Source organism: Rhizobium sp. BK008, assembly GCF_014197345.1.
GTDB classification, from domain to species: Bacteria; Pseudomonadota; Alphaproteobacteria; order Rhizobiales; family Rhizobiaceae; genus Rhizobium; species Rhizobium anhuiense.
This window is the reverse complement of the sequence record NZ_JACIFK010000002.1, coordinates 538,658-553,309: the sequence shown is the minus strand read 5'-3', so window position 1 is coordinate 553,309 and position 14,652 is coordinate 538,658. Positions and strand designations below refer to the sequence as shown.

At 60.4% G+C, this 14,652-nt stretch carries 14 protein-coding genes and 1 riboswitch; of the genes, 6 read left to right on the top strand and 8 right to left on the bottom strand.

Features of this window, described 5'->3' with window-relative positions; translation table 11 throughout:
• The first annotated feature begins 106 nt into the window (after nucleotides 1-106).
• Together FHT69_RS14040 and FHT69_RS14035 are read left to right on the top strand one after the other, a co-directional pair.
• On the top strand, nucleotides 107-361 hold the full coding sequence (locus FHT69_RS14040) for a FitA-like ribbon-helix-helix domain-containing protein (RefSeq protein WP_097544240.1): 255 nt from the start codon (nucleotides 107-109) through the stop codon (nucleotides 359-361).
• Complete coding sequence (locus tag FHT69_RS14035) at nucleotides 358-777, top strand: type II toxin-antitoxin system VapC family toxin (protein ID WP_183905497.1); 420 nt, start codon at nucleotides 358-360, stop codon at nucleotides 775-777. Before FHT69_RS14040 ends, FHT69_RS14035 begins: the two co-directional genes overlap by 4 nt.
• 84 nt (nucleotides 778-861) lie before the next feature.
• On the opposite strand, the gene FHT69_RS14030 is transcribed toward FHT69_RS14035, so the two are convergent.
• A complete protein-coding gene (locus FHT69_RS14030) occupies nucleotides 862-1,695 on the bottom strand; it encodes a helix-turn-helix domain-containing protein (protein WP_183905549.1) in 834 nt (277 codons plus the stop codon).
• 292 nt (nucleotides 1,696-1,987) lie between these two features.
• On the opposite strand from FHT69_RS14030, the gene FHT69_RS14025 reads away from it, so the two are divergent.
• The gene (locus FHT69_RS14025) at nucleotides 1,988-2,893 is read left to right on the top strand and encodes a helix-turn-helix transcriptional regulator (protein WP_244604755.1); all 906 of its coding nucleotides are present in this window, start codon (nucleotides 1,988-1,990) and stop codon (nucleotides 2,891-2,893) included.
• A 130-nt stretch (nucleotides 2,894-3,023) separates the two neighbouring features.
• Here the strand turns inward: FHT69_RS14025 and FHT69_RS14020 are convergent, their stop codons facing one another.
• The 7 genes from FHT69_RS14020 to FHT69_RS13990 form a co-directional block, all read right to left on the bottom strand.
• Nucleotides 3,024-3,860 carry an alpha/beta fold hydrolase gene (locus FHT69_RS14020; protein WP_409527533.1) on the bottom strand — a complete coding sequence of 279 codons (837 nt, stop codon included), beginning with the start codon at nucleotides 3,858-3,860 and terminating at the stop codon, nucleotides 3,024-3,026.
• A gap of 211 nt (nucleotides 3,861-4,071) precedes the next feature.
• Nucleotides 4,072-5,670, bottom strand: a complete 1,599-nt coding sequence (locus tag FHT69_RS14015; RefSeq protein ID WP_097631633.1) for an MFS transporter — start codon at nucleotides 5,668-5,670, stop codon at nucleotides 4,072-4,074.
• Entirely contained in the window at nucleotides 5,667-6,110 is a 444-nt protein-coding gene (locus tag FHT69_RS14010; protein ID WP_097631640.1) for a DoxX family protein, read from the bottom strand. Before FHT69_RS14010 ends, FHT69_RS14015 begins: the two co-directional genes overlap by 4 nt.
• Before the next feature lie 181 nt (nucleotides 6,111-6,291).
• Complete coding sequence (locus FHT69_RS14005) at nucleotides 6,292-8,274, bottom strand: amidohydrolase (RefSeq protein ID WP_127430007.1); 1,983 nt, start codon at nucleotides 8,272-8,274, stop codon at nucleotides 6,292-6,294.
• Entirely contained in the window at nucleotides 8,274-8,555 is a 282-nt protein-coding gene (locus FHT69_RS14000; protein ID WP_097544210.1) for a XapX domain-containing protein, read from the bottom strand. Before FHT69_RS14000 ends, FHT69_RS14005 begins: the two co-directional genes overlap by 1 nt.
• A gap of 71 nt (nucleotides 8,556-8,626) precedes the next feature.
• A complete protein-coding gene (locus tag FHT69_RS13995; RefSeq protein WP_097544211.1) occupies nucleotides 8,627-9,316 on the bottom strand; it encodes a hydrolase in 690 nt (229 codons plus the stop codon).
• A gap of 95 nt (nucleotides 9,317-9,411) precedes the next feature.
• On the bottom strand, nucleotides 9,412-10,344 hold the full coding sequence (locus tag FHT69_RS13990; protein WP_183905495.1) for a VOC family protein: 933 nt from the start codon (nucleotides 10,342-10,344) through the stop codon (nucleotides 9,412-9,414).
• A gap of 120 nt (nucleotides 10,345-10,464) precedes the next feature.
• Here FHT69_RS13990 and FHT69_RS13985 point away from each other — a divergent pair, with 120 nt between their 5' ends.
• From FHT69_RS13985 to thiO, 3 genes are all read left to right on the top strand, one after another.
• Nucleotides 10,465-11,364 (top strand): LysR family transcriptional regulator, encoded by a 900-nt coding sequence (locus FHT69_RS13985; RefSeq protein ID WP_183905494.1) that lies wholly within the window; start codon nucleotides 10,465-10,467, stop codon nucleotides 11,362-11,364.
• Nucleotides 11,365-11,627: 263 nt separating this feature from the next.
• Nucleotides 11,628-11,759, top strand: a riboswitch (TPP riboswitch).
• A 92-nt stretch (nucleotides 11,760-11,851) separates the two neighbouring features.
• Nucleotides 11,852-13,675 carry a phosphomethylpyrimidine synthase ThiC gene (gene thiC, locus FHT69_RS13980; protein WP_183905493.1) on the top strand — a complete coding sequence of 608 codons (1,824 nt, stop codon included), beginning with the start codon at nucleotides 11,852-11,854 and terminating at the stop codon, nucleotides 13,673-13,675.
• Nucleotides 13,675-14,652: a glycine oxidase ThiO gene (gene thiO / locus FHT69_RS13975; RefSeq protein ID WP_183905492.1), complete on the top strand. Its 978-nt coding sequence runs from the start codon at nucleotides 13,675-13,677 to the stop codon at nucleotides 14,650-14,652. The genes thiC and thiO overlap by 1 nt, the downstream gene beginning before the upstream one ends.

The following is a 14,652-nucleotide window of genomic DNA, read 5'->3' as shown; positions in this document are numbered from 1 at the left end:
ATCGACGTGGACCGATATCGTTCTTGCCCATTTCAAATCCCTTGAAATCTTGCATCGTTCTGCGTACTTTGATATCAAAGTCATCGTTCGTACGGAGGTGATATCAGTGCCGGCGGTCACCATTCGAAATCTTTCTGACGAAACACATCGTGCTCTGCGGGTGCGAGCGGCACATCATGGCCGCAGCACCGAGGCCGAGATCCGTGACATTATCGAAGCCGCTGTCCGTCCCTCTGAGCGCGTGAAGCTAGGTTCCTTACTGGCAGCTATTGGCCGTGAAGCTGAGCTTTCCAATCTGGATGTCGAAGCGCTTCAGAATAATCGCGATGACACTCCTGCTGTACCGATGCCCTTCGAATGATCTTGTTGGACACCAACGTCTTATCCGAACCGTGGAAACCGGCTCCCGATGAGCGAGTGGTCGCCTGGCTAGATGCCCAAGCCATCGAGACGCTGTTTCTTTCCGTAATAACGATTGCTGAACTTCGCTTCGGGATTGCGGCCATGCCGCTAGGGAAGCGACAAACTATCCTTCGCGATCGACTTGAGGGCGAAGTGTTGCCGCATTTTTCCGAGCGCATCCTGTCCTTCAATCTGGCGAGTTCGCAGTTCTACTCGGAACTGATGGTGCGCGCGCGAGTCTCTGGGAGGGCTATCGGCACGTCTGATGGCTACATTGCAGCTACAGCAGCAGCGAACGGCCTCGCGGTCGCAACTCGCGATACAAGCCCGTTCGAGGCTGCCGGGTTGAAAGTGATTAATCCCTGGGCCCGATAACGATAGTCTGAATCCACCTATGGTTGGTTCACTTCGCTTCAAGTGCTTCCGGTTCGACGAATCTTCCAAGAGGGCTGGTCTGGATCAGGCGTTACGCCGCCAATTGCCAGGCGTGGTGCCGACCATAGCTGCAAAGACGCGCGTGAAATGGCTTTGGTCCGCGAAGCCGCAGGCGATGGCCACTTCGGCGAGTGGAGTGTCCAAGTTCCGCAGGAGGTTGCGGGCCCGGTCTATTCGCTCCCGTAGGACCCATTGATAGGGCGTCATGCCAGTCGTCTCGCGAAAGGCACGAATGAAATAGCCGCGCGACAGGTTGCAGACCTGGGCAACCTCTGAAATCGACACGTTGCCGTCGAGGTTTTCGAGAAACAGGCTTTTTGCCAGATCCTCATGCGCACGCGAAAGGCTACCCGTCCTGTCGCTGGCTTTCGCGGGCCGGCCTCCGTAGCGCTGAACGAGGTAGGTGCCGATGGCAGTCGCCATCTGGTCGACGAACAGCGCGTTCGCCTCGTCTGGCTTTTCCAGTGCCGGGATCAGCGCCCGAGCGAGATTGGCAAGTACGATATCTTTTGATGCAGTTTCAGCTGATAGCGACGTCACGCCGGGCATTTCAGCATCATCGGCGATTTTGGCGAGGGACGCCGGCGAAATTTCAAACAACACGAAATCGAAAGGACCGCGGAGATCCGCCTTGTAGGCGTTCGAGAGATCGCGAATATAGATCGAGTTGTCGGCAAATTCGTGGAAAGTCGCATGATGTTCGTGGAAGATGCGCCGCGTGTGGCCACCGAGCGAGGAAACCCCGACCACGAAACCTCGGTCGCTCGCCGGCGTCATGACCTGATCGAGTTTCGTGTTGTCTGTCGCCTTCCGAAAGATATCGATGTCTGAACCAGGTAGGCTTTGGTTGACCGACAACTGCTTCAACGAGCACCCGAACCCGTCAGTCGAGTTTCCAGTGGAAGATGGGTGGCGGAGGGGGAGAACTTGGACCACGACGCACTTCTTTCATTTTTTAAACACGCGAACACCGGACCTGCCAGCCTTGGCAGCTTTCTAAACCATGTCTACCTCATAATAATTTGCAAAATCTGCCCCGCGAGGATCCTTTTATTCAAGATGGACAGTCGAGACCCGTGTAGGAAAATATCAAGCGCGGCATCTCGTCGGTAGGGCTATATAGTCCCCAGTCAGGATGATCGAGACACATATGAGTGAAGCGTTGACGGTCAGTGAGAAAATTGCGGCGTGTTTTGGGATCAATGCCGCAAGGGCGCTGGCGATCAGGCCTCTTTACGAAGAAACGCTTACTGTCGTCCATCTCGAGCACTCCTATGACAACAGCGAACATACAGTCTTACTGCCGGCCGATGATGCTTTTCTGGTCGTGCTCTATCTCGTCGACGTCGATCATTGTGACATCCTGCCGGACGGGGCACGGACGCCTCTGAAGACCTATTCCAGAGGTTCCATGTGTCTCATCAGTCTGAGGAATGGCGCGGCAATTTCGGTTCGTGGCCGCTTCGAAGCGCTCGCATTTCATATCCCAAGCGCGCTGTTCATCGAGCTCGCCGAGGAAGCCGGCGAGCCGCGTATCGATGACCTTACAACCTGCCGCGGGATTGACGATCAGGTGGTCCGCAACATAGGCGGTGCGCTGATGCCGATGTTCGACATGCCGGACGAGGTCAGGGACACACTGCTTCCTCATATAGGATTAGCGCTAAGCGCCCATCTTGCGCATCGTTACGGACGGTCTCCCATCCAGCACCTTTCAGGCACCGGTCAACTGTCTCCGCTTCAGGAAAAGCGTATCAAGGCGTACATCGCCGCGAACCTGTCGGGCGGCACGCCGGTGGATAAGATCGCCGAAGCGTGCGGGTTTTCAGTCGATGCGCTCTGTTCCGGATTTTTGCGCACGACCGGGCAGTCCGTTTCGGAATGGATTGCGTCATATCGAATGAGCAGAGCCCAGTCGCGGCTGAGCAGAACCGGTGAAACGATTGCCCAGATCGCTGAAGAGTGCGGGTTTCCGAATGAAGATGAATTCGTCGCAAGCTTCACGAAGGCCGAGGGAGTGCCTCCCGCCGCGTGGCGCTTGCGCAACCGGCACTGACAAAAAGCCATCGAGCAGCACTGCGCTTGAGCGAAGAATCAGAAAAGGAAACGCACGGTGACCCACTATAGGCCGAGCTTCTGCAGCCGGATCCGGGTGCGGCGAAAATGGCCCCACCCGGACGGTCCGATTAAGCCTGGATAAATGCCAGGAGGTCGGCGTTCAGGACGTCGGCATGCGTTGTCAGCATGCCATGCGGATAACCCTGATAGACCTTCAGGGTGCCGTTTTGCACGAGCTTGACGGATAGCTTGCCGGCGTTGTCGATCGGCACGACCTGGTCGTCGTCGCCGTGCATGACGAGGGTCGGAACAGTGATTGCCTTCAGGTCGTCGGTCTGGTCGGTCTCGGAGAAGGCCTTGATCCCATCGTAATGGGCCTTGGCGCTGCCCATCATGCCCTGTCGCCACCAATTCTGAATGACCCCGGGATAAACCTTGGCGTCGGGACGGTTGAAGCCGTAGAACGGACCGGTGGGGAAATCGACGAACAGCTGTGCGCGGTTCTCGGCTAGCCCCTTGCGAATGCCGTCGAAGACCTCCATCGGAAGGCCGCCCGGATTTGTCTCGGTCTTGAGCATCAAGGGCGGAACGGCTGAAACCAGGACGGCCTTGGCGACGCGGCCGGCCGGCTGGCCGTATTTTGCCACATAGCGAGCAACTTCGCCGCCGCCGGTTGAATGGCCGATATGAACGGCGTTCTTCAGGTCAAGCGCTTCAACCACGGCGAATGCGTCGGCAGCGTAGTGATCCATGTCGTGACCGTCGGAAACCTGTGCAGAACGACCGTGGCCTCGGCGGTCATGGGCGACGACGCGGTAACCCTTTGCCAGGAAGAATAGCATCTGTGCATCCCAATCGTCCGACGAGAGCGGCCAGCCATGGTGGAAGACGATCGGCTGGGCATCCTTCGCACCCCAATCCTTGTAGAAGATTTCGACGCCGTCCTTGGTGGTGATGTAGCCCATTCTATTGTCTCCTTCGACTGGGGTGGGGGTGGAAGAAATGTTGGCGGCAAACCCGAAAGATGTGGGAAGTGCCATGGTAGCTGCGGCGGCAGCTCCGGACAGCAAGGCGCTGCGGCGGGTGATGGAGGGGAAGTTCTCGGTCATTTCGCGTACCGTTGTCCTTTCAAGGCAATGATTTGCGGGCAGCGGTGGATGCCGGTCTGCCGCGTTGTTAGGCGGCTCTCGGCCGGTTGATTGTCAGGAAATGCCGCACGACCGGCTTGTCCGTCCCTGAGTGATAGGCGAGGAGGTGGGCTTGCAGGTCGGCATCGGCATTGGAAACCCTCTTGTGCTGGCGAAGATGCTCGGCCCAGGATTCGACCATGAACCATTCGACAATCTTTTGCGGATCGGCGGAGTCCTCCGTCACCCCCCATCCGTAGGCGCCGTCCCGCCGCCGCTCGTGAGACATCTCATCCAGCGCATGCAGGAAGGCTGCGCGATGATGTTTTTCGACAAGGTATTCTATCAGGATCAGAACAGGTCCACGGTCATGGGCCACAGGCTCGGCGACCAAGGGTTCTGGCCAGTGATTGGAGGGCACCATATCCGCGTCGCCGGCCGGCAGCTTCAAGCGATGCATGACGAAGCCCGCAACGATCAGTCCCACCGCGCCAATCAGCAGCGCTCCCGGCACCCCGGCAGCTTCACCAACGGCACCCCAGCCAAGGCTACCTGCCGTCATCGCGCCATTGAAGACGGTGAGATAGACCGCCAGGCCGCGACCGCGGACCCAGTTCGGAAGCACGGCCTGCGCTGCGCCGTTCAGGGTGGTCAGGGCAGTGATCCACGCGCCCCCGAGAAAGAGCAGGACGATGATGGCAACCGATTTTGGCGGTGAGAGCGACAAAGCGGCCATGACGAGTGCCGTGATAACAGCGGCACCGAGAAGCAGGCCATCGGCATTGAAGCGTTCGCGCAGTTTAGGCATGATCAATGCGCCGCCGATCGCGCCAGCGCCGACAGCGCCAAGCAGGATGCCGTAGAAGCCTGCGTCACCACCGAGCAATTGTCGGGCGACGAGCGGCAGGAGTGCCCAGATGGCACTGGCAAAGGCAAAGAAGATCGCCGCGCGCAAAAGGACGACATGCAAGGGTCTGCTGGCGCGGGTATAGCGCAGGCCCGCACGGAACGCGCCGAAGAAGCCTTCAGCCAGCGCATCATTGGTGTTCTTTGCCCGCGGCCACCAGACGAGCGCCGCGATGACGACGAGATAGCTCGCAACGTCCGCGCCATAAGTGATGCCGGCGCCGAAGGCGGCAAGGAGCAGGCCGCCGGCAGCGGGCCCAATCGACCGGGCGATATTGATGCCGAGCGAATTGAGCGCGACGGCGCTCTTGACGTCCTCTCTCTTCACCAGTTCCGGCACGATAGCTTGCCAGGTCGGTCCCATTAACGCGGCGCCGATACCACCAAGGAAGGTCAGGCCGATCAGCGCACTGACTGAAAGCATGCCGGTATTTGCCAGGATCATGAGGCTTACGCTGACCGACGCGAGCAGGATTTGCACGGCAATCAGGAACCTGCGGCGATCGAGAATATCGGTGAGCACACCCGCAGGTATTGCCAGAAGGAAGATCGGCAGGGTTCCGGCCGCCTGCACCAGCGCGACGGCGGCCGGCGAGGCCGACAGGTCGGTCATCAGCCAGGAACTGGCGACATCACGCATGAAGCTGCCGGTATTTCCGAGGACGGTTGCAGCCCAAAGAACTGCAAAGACTGGCTGCGCAAGGGGAGCAAAGCTGCCCCCGGAGGATTTGAGAGTGCTCATTTGCAAGCTCCCTTGGTCAGATCGTTTGCGGCGACAATGATGAAGGCGCCAGCCAGCCCCAGATGTTCGAAGAAGGCGTTGGTTGCCATGATGCGATCCATTCCCAGGGGCATTTCCCAGAACCGGAGGGCGATAAGGGTGGCAAAGAGCGTGAAGCCGGCGAGCGCCAGCGCTGCCAGCCAACGCAGGAAACCGGACAGGATCATCGCGGAGGCCGTGAGTTCGAACACGATCACGGCGACCGCGAAGAAGGCAGCCGGATGAAGGCCGAAATGCTCCATCTCGCCGATTGCACTCTGGAAGTCGAAGAGCTTGGTCAGCGGCCCCTGGATATAGGCCGCGCACAGGGCAAGCAGCGCAAAGGTTCGGGTGACGGGTGCGGCAACGATCCCGGCAATACGCGGGCGCCAGCTTTTGGTGGAGAGAATGTCGTTCGTCATGTCGGTTCCTGCAATGTTGGCCGCTCCGGCCATGCGGCGGCGTTGTTTCCATCTGATGGAACGATATTGGCCGCAAAGATTAGCGCCAACAATTGCATCAAAAATTGAGATTCTCTTGCGATATTCGCAACAGTCTGCGGGGCAGCGACCTGATGCTGCCCCATGGAAGACATTGGAAAAATCACACAGCCCAACAGGCACAACCAAGCGCGCCGAAGAAGCCCTTGAGATCGGCGATCGGCAGTTTCGATGTCCAGGCACCGGCGTGGTCGTGACCGTGGACGTTGCAGGAAGTGGCGCAACCGCATGTCGAGATCGCAGTCCGGCGCAAGGAATTCATGCCGGCGCCTTGCGGTTCGCCCCATGCCGCATAGCCGCCGAATGTGCGAACGGGTGACCAGTCCGGCATGGCGGGCGGGACATCGTTCTCGTCCAGCCCCGAGAATTCGCCCGCAGCGTAGACGATCTTGCCGCCGACCATGGTCAACTGCGAGGTGAGGTACGAGATCTCGTCTTCCGCGCAGGAGAAGAAGTCCTTGTCCGGGACGACGACGTCGGCGAACTGGCCGTTTTCGATCCGCCCCTTCTTGCCTTCCTCGTTGGAGAACCAGGTGACCTTCTCCGTCCACATGCGCAGTGCCGTCTCGCGATCGAGGCAGTTGGCGCGCGGGTAAAGTTGCATCCCGCCAACCGTCTTTCCGGTCACCATCCAGGCAAGGGAAACCCATGGATTATAGGAGGCGACACGGGTCGCATCGGTCCCTGCCGAGACGTTGACACCCTTCTCGAGCATGCGCCTGATCGGTGGCGTGGCCTCTGCGACGCCATGGCCGTAGCGCTCCACGAAATATTCGCCCTGATAGGCCATGCGGTGCTGGGTGGCGATGCCGCCGCCGAGCGCCGCGATGCGGTCGATCGAACGATCCGAGATCGTCTCAGCATGGTCGAAGAACCAGTTGAGACCTTCGAGCGGAATGTCCTTGTTGACCTTCTCGAAAACGTCGAGCGAACGGGAGATGGTCTCGTCGTAGGTGGCGTGAAGCCGCCAAGGCCAGCGGTTTTCGGCCAACACCCGAACGACGTCCTCCAGTTCGCCCTCCATTTCCGGCGCCATTTCGGGCCGTGGCTGGCGGAAGTCCTCGAAGTCAGCCGCGGAGAAGACCAGCATTTCGCCAGCGCCGTTGTGGCGGAAGTAGTCATTGCCCTGCTTGTATTTGACCGACTGCGTCCAGTTGAGGAAATCCTGCTTCTCTTCCTTCGGCTTCTGCGTGAACAGGTTGTAGGCCAGACGCACCGTCAGTTGATCCTCACCCGAAAGCTTCTGGATCACCGCATAATCGTCCGGATAGTTCTGGAAACCGCCGCCGGCGTCGATCACGCCGGTAATGCCCAGCCGGTTGAGTTCGCGCATGAAATGGCGGGTGGAGTTGACCTGGTATTCGAACGGAAGCTTCGGTCCCTTCGACAAGGTCGAATAGAGAATGCCAGCATTCGGCTTGGCGAGCAGAAGGCCGGTCGGATTGCCGTTGGCATCGCGGGTGATCTCGCCGCCAGGAGGGTTCGGTGTATCTCTGCCATAGCCGACGGCGCGGAGCGCTGCGCCGTTCAGCAGCGCGCGGTCATAGAGATGGAGCAGGAAGACCGGGGTATCGGGCGCGATGGCGTTGATCTCGTCGATCGTCGGCAGGCGCTTCTCCGCAAACTGGTGTTCGGTAAAACCACCGACCACGCGAACCCATTGCGGAGCCGGCGTGATCGCCACCTGTCGCTTCAGCATGTCCATCGCATCGGCAAGCGACCGGACACCATCCCAGCGGAGTTCCATGTTGAAGTTGAGGCCGCCGCGCACGACGTGGGTGTGGTTGTCGATCAGACCGGGCAGCATGCGCTTGCCTTTCAGGTCGATGATCTTCGTATCCGGTCCGGCGAGCGTCATCACCTCGCTGTCGGTTCCCACCTCCAGAAACACGCCGTCCTTGACGGCGACGGCGGTGGCGTTCGGATTTGCGCGATCAAGCGTCGTGATCAGTCCGTTGTGAAGAACGATATCGGCGTGCATGGAAGCAGCTCCCGTCTTGATGGGATCGGCGGCGTTCGCCGGTGAAAAAAGATTTGAAAAGGCAAAGCTCGACGCTGCGCCCAGGAATGTGCGGCGCGTGGTCATCAGCTTTTCCCCGACGTCGGATCTTCACGAGGCAGGGTCAGGTTTGTGCCGCCCTTCGGAAGGTGCCCGAACATGTGCGGCTTGACCTGGTGAAGCCAGGAGACGGCGGCGGGCTCGCGTGCCCAGATGCTTTTTGCCAAGGGCACCAGCTGCTCACCGACGAGGATGCCGAGCAGGCCGATGAGGGCGACAACGGGCGGGGCGGGCGAACGGACATTGAGCAGGCTGTATATTACGCCCACCAACAGGCCGGCACCGAGGGACAGCAGATAGATTTTCATCGCGGATCACCTTCGCTTGGAGAGAAGCAGTTCACCCCGGCTGGCGACCGCCTGCCGGGGTGATGACGGTTTTACTTCGCAGGGTTCGGGCCGATCCGCTTGCCATGGCGGACCCGCTCGGCGCCGCCGTGAACGTGAGTGACCGCATAGTCGATACCCATGCCGTAGGCGCCGGAATGCTCCTTCACCAGCGACGTGACCGCGTCATAGGTTTCCTTGCGTGCCCAGTCGCGCTGCCATTCAAGCAGGACCTGCTGCCAGGTGACCGGAACGACACCCGCCTGCACCATGCGGTCCATTGCATATTTGTGCGCGTCGAGCGACGTGCCGCCGGACGCATCGGCGACCATGTAGATCTCATAGTCTGTGTCGTTCATGCAGGAGAGCGCAAAGGTCGTGTTGCAAACCTCCGTCCAGAGGCCGGCGACGACGATCTTCTTGCGGCCATCGGCGGCATTCTTGGCAAGCGCGTCGCGGACGTTCTGGTCGTCCCAGGAATTCATCGAGGTGCGCTCAAGGATATCATTGTCCGGGACGACGGCGAGCAGTTCCGGGAAAGTGTTGCCCGAGAAGCTGTCGGTCTCGACGGTGGTGATGGTGGTCGGGATGTTGAAGATCCTGGCAGCCTTGGCCAGACCGACGACGTTGTTCTTCAAGACCTGGCGGTCGATCGATTGGACGCCGAAGGCCATCTGCGGCTGCTGGTCGATGAAGATGATCTGACTGTTCTGCGGGGTTAGGACCTGAAGCTTGCTGGACATCTCGTGTCTTCCTTTGACTGGGTTGAAGCTAGGTAATGGGGCAGGAAAGGCGGCACGTCTTGAAAGTTATGCCGCCTTATTGTTGGAAAGCGACGTCAGGCGGCGAGCGGTGTCAGCCCGGCCTCGATCTGGTCACGATAAGGCTCGTAGCGAGCCGGCAGTTTCAAAGCCTCGCCGAGGTGTGCCGTGTCTTCGTCGCGGTCGAAACCGGGTTCGTTGGTGCCGATTTCGAACAGGACGCCGCCGGGTGTCCGGAAGTAGATCGCCCAGAAGTAATCGCGGTCGATGACAGGCGTCACCTGGTATCCTGTATCCATCAGGGCCTTGCGGACTTCGAGCTGCTTTGCGCGGTTCTCGACGGCGAAAGCGATGTGATGCACGGAACCTGCGCCCTGCCTTGCGAAAGGCGTTTTCGGAAGGACTTCGAGGTCGATCGTGTCGGCACCATTGCCGCCGGGGATGATGAAGCGGGTGACGTCACCATCCGTTTCAGTGCGCTGGTAGCCCATGAAACCGAGCAGTTCGGACGTGGCAGCGGCGTCATGCAGGCGGAATCTGGCACCGGTGAAGCCGCGGATGCCGACGCTTTCGTCGATGCCGGCGCCAGTCCAGGCCTTTCGGCCATCGGTTTCGGTTTCGACAAGGGCAAACCCTTCGCCGTCCGGCCCTTTGAACAGGAGGCGGGGAGCGCCAAAGGCAGTGTCGGTCTGCAGGCTGCCGGTTCCCTTTGCCGATAAGCGATCCTGCCAGAAGGACAACGAGCCCTTGGGCACCGCGAACTGTGTGTCACTGACCTCGCCGACGCCGGGACGGCCGCGCATCACGTCGGGAAACGGGAAGTAGGTCATGACGGAGCCGGGGGTACCGGCCTCATCACCGTAATAGAGGTGGTAGACGTTGGGATCGTCGAAATTTACGGTCTTCTTGACGCGGCGCAGGCCAAGCGTGCCCGTAAAGAACGCGTTGTTCCGACGGGCATCCGATGCCATCGACGTGATGTGATGCAGTCCCTTGATATCCTTGATCATGATCCTCGCCCTTCCGCGGCTGTGTTGGTTTGTCTGGTGTGATTGAAAATCTACGTCCGTTGATCAGGCGTGGAAATTGCAATAATAGTTGTCAGTGAATTGCCATTGGTGAAATAATCGATGAACGACTACAAGGTGCTCCGAACCTTCCTGCTGGCTGCCGAGAAGCGGAGCTTCGCGCAGGTCGCGCGCGAGCTCGATATGACGCCCGCAGCCGTCACCCGGGCGATTGCGGCCCTGGAAGAAGATCTGGGCGTGCAACTCTTCGTGCGCACCACGCGCCAAGTGTCGCTGACGACCGATGGCGCGATCTTCGCCGCCCAGATACAGCCGGCGGTGCAGGCGCTCGACAACGCGCGCAAGGACGTGATGAATTCCCACAAGGCGGATCATGGCCGCCTTCGCATCAGCGCGCCGACCTGGTTCGGCCAGCAGGTCCTGCCGCCCATCCTCTCGGCATTCAGGGAGCGCTATCCCAAGATCAGCTTCGAAATCTCGCTCGCCGATGGACTCGTCGACATCATCGACGACGATTATGATCTGGCGATCCGCATTTCCGCGGCACCTTCGGACAAGTTCACGATCTGGCGCAAGATCAGCGTCGTGCGCCGTATCCTCGTCGCAGCGCCCGGCAGCCGGTTTTGCGACATGAAGCACCCGAACGAGCTCATTCCTGACGATTGCCTGGCCTATAGCGGCGAAAGCAAACGGGAGACCTGGTCACTGTCGGACGGCAGTGGCAGCGCCACGATTTCTGCAGGCCGTGCATTCAGCGCCAATAGCGGAGAGGTGCTGGCGAGCATGGCGGCCGACGGCGTCGGGGTCACCATGCTGCCCAAGTTCCATGTCGCCGAGCATCTGCGGACCGGACGGCTCGTCCACGTCCTGCGGGACTGGTCGCCGCCAGACTTATGGCTGACCCTGTACTACCCCCCGTACCAGGCCCTGCCGCCGCGCATCGCCTCGTTCTCGAAGTTCTTCGAGCAACAGATCCCGGCGTTCCTCTCGGCGATCGAATGAGCTTTGCCGATAAAGCAGGTGCGGTTGCTCCAACGAGGTCTTTCGAAAAGGAATTTGCAGAATCTTAGGCGGCGCACCAAGGGGCTTCCGGTCCATCTCGGTGGCCGGTCGCTCGATCCCGTTCAAGGCGACAATTTGGAAGTTCGGCGACATCCTTCTCCCAATCCAGTCATCTGCCCGGCTTCCACATCAAAATACGCCCAAGAGCCGGACGACGGAAGGTCTGTGGTTGACACGAACTCGGCCCAGGACATAGTCTTTGCGACATTCACCAGGGGGGTCCCGGCAAGGGACTGAGATACTGCTGGACAATATGGCTTTGCCTGTTGTGGCGCAGTGACCCGTTGAACCTGATCCAGTTCATACTGGCGTAGGGACGGTGCAAGCGCTCGAAGGCTTCGGATTCCCGCGTGGATTCCATGCCGGCGTCTTTCCATCATTCCGGCTGATTGACTGGGTCTCCAATTGCAACTTGGAGCCTCAAACCATGACCATTGCCGCAAAGAACGTCACACCCACCGTCACCACCGGCCCGCTACCGGCCTCGCGGAAAATCTACATCCCCGGAGATATGTACTCCGACATCCGCGTGCCGATGCGCGAGATCAGCGTCCATCCGACATCGGGAGAGCCGCCCGTCGTCGTCTATGATTGCTCCGGCCCTTACACTGTCGAGGGCGCCGATATCCGTATCGAGCAGGGCTTGTCACAGTTCCGTCGCGGCTGGGTGATCGCCCGCGGAGATGTCGAGGCCTATGAAGGCCGCCATGTGCGTCCCGAAGACAACGGCTTTGTCAGCGGCGAACGGCTGACACCGGAATTTCCGGCCAAGCGCCAGCCGCTGCGGGCGAGGGGCGACAAGGCCGTAACCCAACTCGCCTATGCACGCGCCGGCATCATCACTCCGGAAATGGAATTCATCGCTATCCGCGAAAATCTCGGCCGCAAGGCACAGGCGGAGGCCATGAGCCGCGATGGCGAAAGCTTCGGCGCCCATATTCCCGATCATGTGAGCCCGGAATTCGTCCGCCAGGAGGTCGCCGCCGGCCGGGCGATCATTCCCGCCAACATCAATCATCCGGAAAGCGAGCCGATGATCATCGGCCGGAACTTCCTGGTGAAGATCAATGCCAATATCGGCAATTCCGCCGTCACCTCCTCCATGGCGGAGGAAGTCGAGAAGATGGTCTGGGCGATCCGCTGGGGTGCCGACACGGTCATGGACCTGTCGACCGGCCGCAACATCCACAATATCCGCGAATGGATCATCCGCAATTCGCCGGTACCGATCGGCACCGTGCCGCTCTACCAGGCACTCGAAAAGGTGAACGGCATTGCCGAGGACCTCACCTGGGAGGTCTATCGCGATACGCTGATCGAACAGGCCGAGCAGGGCGTCGATTACTTCACCATCCATGCGGGCGTGCGGCTTGCCTATATCCCGCTGACCGTCAATCGCGTCACCGGCATCGTTTCTCGCGGCGGCTCGATCATGGCCAAGTGGTGTCTGCACCACCACCGGGAGAGTTTTCTCTACGAGCATTTCGAGGAGATCTGCGACATCTGCCGCGCTTACGACGTTTCCTTCTCGCTCGGTGATGGCCTGCGGCCAGGCTCGATTGCCGATGCCAACGATGCGGCGCAGTTCGCAGAACTGGAAACGCTCGGCGCGTTAACGAAAATCGCCTGGGCGAAGGATTGCCAGGTGATGATCGAAGGTCCCGGCCATGTGCCGATGCACAAGATCAAGGAAAACATGGACAAGCAGCTCGCGGTCTGCGGCGAGGCGCCCTTTTATACGCTCGGGCCGCTGACCACCGATATCGCGCCGGGCTATGACCACATCACGTCCGGCATCGGGGCTGCGATGATCGGCTGGTTCGGCACTGCCATGCTCTGCTACGTGACGCCCAAGGAACATCTCGGCCTGCCGGACCGCAACGACGTCAAGGTGGGCGTCATCACCTATAAGATCGCGGCACATGCCGCCGATCTCGCCAAGGGTCATCCGGCGGCGCGGGTGCGCGACGATGCGTTGTCGCGCGCCCGTTTCGAGTTCCGATGGGAGGACCAGTTCAACCTTTCGCTCGATCCGGAAACTGCCCGTTCCTTCCACGACGAAACGCTGCCGAAGGAGGCGCATAAGGTGGCGCATTTCTGCTCCATGTGCGGTCCGAAATTCTGCTCGATGCGGATTTCGCACGATATCCGCGCCGAAGCGCAGAAGGAAGGGCTGGAAGCGATGGCGGCGAAATATCGGGAGGCTGGCGACCTGTACATGCCGATCGAAAACCTTCCGGGTAACGCATAATGTCTACGTTTCTCGTCAAAGGGGCCGGCGTTGCCGGCCTCGCGGCAGCCCATGAGCTCGTCAGGCGGGGCTTTTCGGTCGAGGTGATCGAAAAGGCCGGCGCGGCGGGACTTGGCGCCTCGCACTTTGCTGGAGGAATGCTCGCGCCCTATTGCGAACGGGAAGCGGCCGAAGAGATTGTCCTGACATTGGGCCTGGGCGCGGCCGGATGGTGGGAGGAGGCCGTGCCCGGCGAGGTTCGTCGCCGCGGTACTCTCGTCGTGGCGCAGCCGCGCGACCTTCCGGATCTCGTCCGGTTTGCCGCGCGCACCACCGGTCATGTCTGGATCGATCGCAAGGGTGTGGCCGACCTCGAGCCTGCACTAGCCGGCCGCTTCGAAAAGGCTCTTTTCTTCGAGCAGGAAGCGCATCTCGATCCACGCCGCGCACTGGCCAGACTAGCCGGCAGGCTCCGCGAGCGTGGCGTCGTCTTCCATTTCGGCGGATGCCAGCCGCAGGACCGGCGGTTTGCCGGCATGCTCGATTGCACCGGGCCGGCGGCGATACCGCGACTTTCCGGCCTGCGCGGCGTGCGAGGCGAAATGCTCTATCTGGAAACTGCGGATATTACCCTTTCCAGGCCGGTCAGGATGCTGCATCCCCGCCATCCGATCTACATCGTGCCCCGCGACGATCACCGTTTCATGGTCGGGGCGACGATGATCGAGGCTGACGATGACGGACCGATTACCGCGCGTTCGCTCATGGAATTCCTGAACGCGGCCTATGCGCTGCATCCGGCGTTTGGCGAGGCGCGCGTTGTCGAGACCGGGACTGGCATACGTCCGGCGTTTGCCGACAACATTCCGCAAGTCATCGAGACGGAGGAGGGGCTCGCGATCGCCGGCATGCATCGGCATGGCTTCCTGCTGGCGCCCGCCATGGCGGTGCGGGCCGCCGATATTCTCCTCCAGCGGCATTCACTTCTGAAAGGCTAA